General features: G+C 68.5%; 4 protein-coding genes and 1 pseudogene. 4 read left to right on the top strand and 1 reads right to left on the bottom strand.

Annotation, left to right across the window (positions count from 1 at the left end; translation table 11 throughout):
• The 3 genes from ACYC1Z_RS14005 to pdxH all read left to right on the top strand — a co-directional run.
• Positions 1-788 (top strand): Mu transposase C-terminal domain-containing protein (locus tag ACYC1Z_RS14005; protein WP_461410135.1); only part of this gene is annotated, 788 nt, incomplete at its 5' end.
• Positions 785-1,597: an ExeA family protein gene (locus ACYC1Z_RS14000; protein ID WP_461410134.1), complete on the top strand. Its 813-nt coding sequence runs from the start codon at positions 785-787 to the stop codon at positions 1,595-1,597. The genes ACYC1Z_RS14005 and ACYC1Z_RS14000, both read left to right, overlap by 4 nt.
• A gap of 333 nt (positions 1,598-1,930) precedes the next feature.
• Positions 1,931-2,527 (top strand): pyridoxamine 5'-phosphate oxidase, encoded by a 597-nt coding sequence (gene pdxH / locus ACYC1Z_RS13995; protein ID WP_461410133.1) that lies wholly within the window; start codon positions 1,931-1,933, stop codon positions 2,525-2,527.
• 508 nt (positions 2,528-3,035) lie between these two features.
• Here pdxH and ACYC1Z_RS13990 read toward each other — a convergent pair.
• Positions 3,036-4,438, bottom strand: a protein-coding gene (locus tag ACYC1Z_RS13990; RefSeq protein ID WP_461410132.1) for an IS3 family transposase whose coding sequence is annotated in 2 segments (ribosomal slippage) — positions 3,036-4,111 and positions 4,111-4,438 — 1,404 coding nt in all. Because the reading frame shifts where the segments join, the coding sequence is not laid out codon by codon here.
• Positions 4,439-4,614: 176 nt separating this feature from the next.
• Between ACYC1Z_RS13990 and ACYC1Z_RS13985 the strand changes: the two are divergent.
• Positions 4,615-5,088: pseudogene (locus ACYC1Z_RS13985) on the top strand (6-phosphogluconolactonase); the annotation flags it as partial.
• Positions 5,089-5,436 lie beyond the last annotated feature (348 nt).

Below are 5,436 nucleotides of genomic sequence, written 5' to 3'. Positions count from 1 at the left end.
CCGAGGCCGTCTACGTCGACAACGGCTCGGCGTTCTCCGACGCGTCCTTGATGCGGATCTGCGCGAGGCTGGGGATCCGGCTGATCCACTCCCGCCCCTACCGGCCCCAGGGCCGGGGCAAGATCGAGCGCTTCTTCAACACCGTGACCTCCCAGTTCCTGACCGAGATCACCACCGCGACGGCCCAGACGATACCGGCGCCGGCGCGGGCAGCCGCGGCGGGAACGGCGGTGACCACCCTGGAGGAGCTGAACGCGTTGTTCACCTCCTGGGTCGAGGTCGTCTACCACCACGGCGTCCACACCACCACGGGGCAGAGCCCCATCACCCGGTGGGACGCCGGCTGGGAAGGGCGCCGCCCGAACCACAAGGACGCCGAGATCATCGCCGAGGCGTTCCGCTGGTCCGCCCACCGCAGCGTGTCCAAGGCCGGCACGGTCTCCCTGCACGCCAACACCTACCAGGTCGACCCGTTGCTGGCCGGGGCCCGCGTCGAGCTGGTCTACGACCCCTTCGACCTGACCGCCCCGATCACCGTCACCGCCGCCGGCGGTGTCCCGGCCGGGCAGGCCGCCCTGCTGGAGATCTCCCGCCACGTCCACCCCAAGGCCGCCCGCGCCGCCGCGGACGCCGACACCGGCGCCGCCGCCACCTCCGGGATCGACTACCTACGCCTGATCGAGACCGCCCACAAGGACACCATCACCGCCCAGCCCATCACCTTCACCACCCTCACCGACACAGCCGCCCCCGGCGGGGCCGTGAACCTCAAGGAGGTGGCCCGGTGAGCATCGACCGCCTCCAGGCCCACTACGGCTTCACGACCATGCCCTTCTCCCGCAACATCCCACCCCAGGGCCTGCATCCCCACCCCGCCCACCGCGAGGCCGTCGCCCGCATCCAGTGGTGCGTGGCCCAACGCCAGCTCGGCGTCATCACCGGCGAGGTCGGCGCCGGCAAGACCGTCGCCGTCCGCGCCGCCCTGGCCGGTCTCGAGCCCTCCCGCCACCAGATCATCTACATCGCCGACCCCACCATCACCATGCGCGGGATCCACACCGCCATCGTCACCGCCCTGGGCGGCCAACCCGCGTTCTACTCCGGGGTGCTGGCCTCCCAGACCGCCCACCTGCTCGCCGGTGAGCTCGACGAACGCGCCCGCCTGCCCGTCGTGGTCCTCGACGAGGCCCACCTACTGACCAACACCGACCTGGAGTCCCTGAGGATGCTGACCAACACCGAGATGGACACCGGCGCCAACTTCGCCCTGCTCCTGATCGGCCAGCCCACCCTGCGCCGCCGGCTCAAGCTCGCCGTCCTGGCCGCCCTGGACCAACGCGTCTCCACCCGCTACGCCATCACCGGGATGAACCTGACCGACACCACCGACTACGTCCGTCACCACCTCTCCCTCGCCGGCCGTTCCGACCCCCTCTTCTCTGACGACGCGATCGCCGCGATCCATCAGGCCTCCCGCGGCTACCCCCGCTCGATCAACAACCTCGCCGTCTCCGCACTGATCGCGACCTTCGCCGCCGAGAAGTCCATCGTCGACCTGTCCGCCGCCCAGTCCGCGATCACCGAGAACACCGAATAGGCCCGCCGTCACCACTGACGACCACCACGTCTCGATGACGACCAAAAGCCCCCGGGCCACCAGGCCCGGGGGCCTCGCCATCACCGCCCGTCGTCACCGACCACGACGCCAGGATCGTCAGCCACCGTGACGCTTAACAGCCAACCTGCGTCCCACCAACAACCCCTCACCCGACCAGCACTGTTGCTACGACGCTATGACACCGCCCACCTCCCAGGCAAGCATCACACCCCACGCCCCGGATGTGAAAGGTCGAGGCTAGACTGTATGCAGAAGCGCAGATGGCGATGAGCGTCAACTGCACCATCAATCACGAGGTCTGGGTCGGTCTGGTTGCTCTCAAAAGATTCGGTTGCGCCCACACCCCTCGAGCAGGTGAGGGCATGGCTTGATGACGCTCGGCGCGAGGGCGTGGCCGATCACCTTGAGGTGACCCTGGCGACAGTCGACGACCAGGGACATCCCGACGCCCGGGTGGTCGTCATTCGGGACATCGACGAACGTGGCCTGACCTTCCTCTCCGACAACCGCGCCCGCAAGGGTCGCCAACTCGCGGTCCAGCCGCGCGCCGCGATGAGCGTGCACTGGCCGGCCCTGAAGCGCCATGTGCGCATTCGGGGCAACGTCGTCATCCTGCCTTCGGAGGTGAGCGACAACGCCTTCCATGCCCGGCCACGCCGTTCTCAGATTGGTTACTGCGCCAACCGTCAGTCGGAGCCGATCGCCGATCGCGCCGCGCTGGAGGCTCAGTTCCTGGCGACTGAGCGCCGGTTCGAGGAAGTCGAGCTCGAGCGACCCGACCACTGGCATGTCTATGCCCTGCAGCCGGACTTCGTGGAGTTCTGGCAGAGCGGCGCGATGAACCTGCACGACCGGATCGCCTATACTCGGACAGGCGAAGGCTGGAGGATCGAGCGACTGCAGCCCTGAGGCGTCACTGATGCCCCGGTGTACGACCCAAGGTCAGAGGACCGTCAGGTGCACGGCTGCGACGGGGTAGGCCAGATCGAGGAGGCGCCTGCTGACCCGGCGGCCTATCTGCTCTCCGAGGACCGTCCCGAGCGCGACGACGCGGCCGCCCAGTACCCCTCGCTGATTTGGGACCAAGACGACGGCGGCAGCGCCATTCCCGGCGGCTGCCAGGACGTTCTTCGAGCGCGTTCGAGCGCTGCAGCCCGCCCTGGCATCCACGTTACGAAGGCGACTCCGCACCCGACGAGGGTGTCTGGCCCGGCCCCTATCAGCGATCACTGGCCACCTGCCGGTCCCGGCGGCAACACCCCCCCGGATCATGAACGACTGGGGCAAAGAGCCATACCGGCACCGATAGGTCAGCACCCCTGAGAATTGGACCCCTGAGGCCGGGAAGGAACCGACGGGACATGGTGAGCAGCGCCTCCACCCCGGAATTTGTCAAGGTAGGTGAGGCCAGTGGGTGTTAAGCGGCGACTTCGGTTTGTTGTGCCGGGTCGGTGGGTTGGTGCTCTTCGGGCTTGTTGATCCAGGCCGCGTCGGGCAGGGCGAGGATCTTCGGGGTGGTGGCGGTGCTGAAGCGGGCGGGGTTGGCGGCGCGGGCGTCGGCGAGGACCTGGGCGCGCTCGGTGGCCTTGGTGGCGGCGAGGCCGTAGTGGACGTCGGCGGGGGTGTGTAGGCCGATCCCGGTGTGGTGGTGCTCGTGGTTGTACCAGGCCACGAAGTGCTCGATGAAGGTCCTCGCGTCGACCAGGGAGCCGAACCGGTCGGGGAAGGGTGGGGCGTACTTCAGGGTCTTGAACCACGCCTCGGAGTACGGGTTGTCGTTCGACGTTTTCGGTCTCGAGTGCCACCTGGTCACGTTCAGGTCGGCGAGTAGGGCCGCGACGGTCTTGGACGTCATCGAGGTGCCCCGGTCGGCGTGGACCACGGCGGGGATGCCGTGGACACCGAAGACCTCCTTCATCATCTCCTCGGCCAGCGGAGCGGACTCACGGGCGTGGACGTGGGCGCCGACGATATAGCGGGAGTAGATGTCGATCATGACGTAGGCGTCGTAGTAGACGCCCTTGGTCGGTCCGGGCAGCTTGGTGATGTCCCACGTGTAGACCTGACCCGGGGCGGTAGCGACCAGCTCGGGGCGCTTACGGGCCGGGTGGCGGGCCTGCCGGCGCCGTTCCTTGACCTGGGCGTTCTCCTCCAGGATGCGGTACATCGTAGAGACCGAGCACAGGTAGACCCCACGGTCCAGCAACGTGGCGTAGACCTGGATCGGGGCCGCGTCGACGAACTCGGCACTGTTGAGCACCGTGAGCACCCGGGCCCGCTCGAGGTCGCAGAGCCGGTTGGTCGGGACGACGACGCGGACCATCGGGGTGGGCCGGGCGCTGCGCCGGTGGGCGGTGGCCCGGCAGATCCCGGTCAGCCGGGCCGCGTCCCGGGTCGTGGTCCCGGCACTGACGAGCTCGGTGTAAGCGCCCATCAGCGCCTCTTGCGCGGCTCGTCGGTCGCGCTCTCGGAGATCGACTCCAAGAGCGCGTGCGCTTTTCCCATGATGTCCAGCGCGGTCTCGGTCGTGGCCAGCCGCCGCTCGGTCACCTCCAGGCGCCGACGCAACCGGGCGATCTCGGCCTGGTCCTTCGACGGGCGCCCGATCGCCTCACCGGGCGCCTTGCCCGCCAGCACGCCGGCATCACGCAACCGGCGCCACTCGCTGATCAGCGAGGAATACAGGCCCTCCCGGCGCAGGTACGCACCGCCCTGGTTCTGCGCACTGGCCTGCTCATACGCCGCCAGGTGGGCAAGCTTCTGCTCCGGGGTGAACGTCCGCCGCCGCGGGCCACCCGCACGAGGATGGGAACTACTCATACCCCCATCATCGGTGGACACCGGCGCCGGCGACGGAAGAGTCGAAATGCTCATGATGGTTGATCCTGATCTCGCCCTGCGAGGGACGACTTGCTATGAACCGCTGGTCTCAACTCACCTTGACACGCAGGGATCGGCCCTGCACTCGACGCCGGGGCGAGACCTCGCATCCACGTCTGTCAGAGGACGTCGTCGCCGCGTGCGCAGGGTATGAGGCCGCGATCGCCGATGCCGGGGGAGTCGACCTGCAGATTCTTGGGATCGGTTCCGACGGCCACGTGGGGTTCAACGAGCCCGGATCCTCGCTCGCATCACGAACCCGGATCAAGACGCTGACCGAACAGACCAGATTGGACAACGCTCGATTCTTCGGGGGCGACGTGGACCAGGTGCCCCGCCATTGCCTGACGCAAGGGCTCGCCACGATCATGAGTGCGCGGCACGTCGTGCTGATCGCGACAGGGCGTGCCAAGGCCGAAGCGATCCATCACCTCGTCTAAGGTCCCGTCAGCGCGATGTGGCCGGCCACGGTCCTGCAGCATCACCCGCACGTGAGCGTTCTCGTCGACGCCGCTGCGGCGGGGCGGTTGCAGCTCGCGGACTACTTCCGCAGCACCTACGCGGCGAAGCCGGAATGGCAGGGGCTCTGACGCCCGGCACAGGGCCCGCGCGGTCTGGCGGCGTCGTCGTTCAGCCGAGCCTGCCCTGGTGGGACGGGTAGGCGCCAAGACCGGGAGCCTCGATGGTGGCCGGACCGGTTCCCACATCGCCCGCGGGCTCGGTAACGACGGTTCAGTTGCGTCGTTTGCTGGAGTCCGCCGCGCCACCCTGGTGGGGGCAAGTCAGGTTGACCCAGTCGTCGTCGGCGTGGCCGTTGGGAGTGCCGGCCTGCCCTGCCGGCCCGCCGGGACTTGGCTACATGGGTTATCCATTTCACTGCCACTCGCGGGAGCGTCAGCGTGTGCCCTCGCGCGGTCTGCACTACCCCGGTTCGTGCG

It is taken from the genome of Georgenia sp. (genome assembly GCF_054605595.1).
The sequence above is the reverse complement of the archived record's forward strand: the minus strand, read 5'-3'. Positions and strand labels throughout refer to the sequence as shown.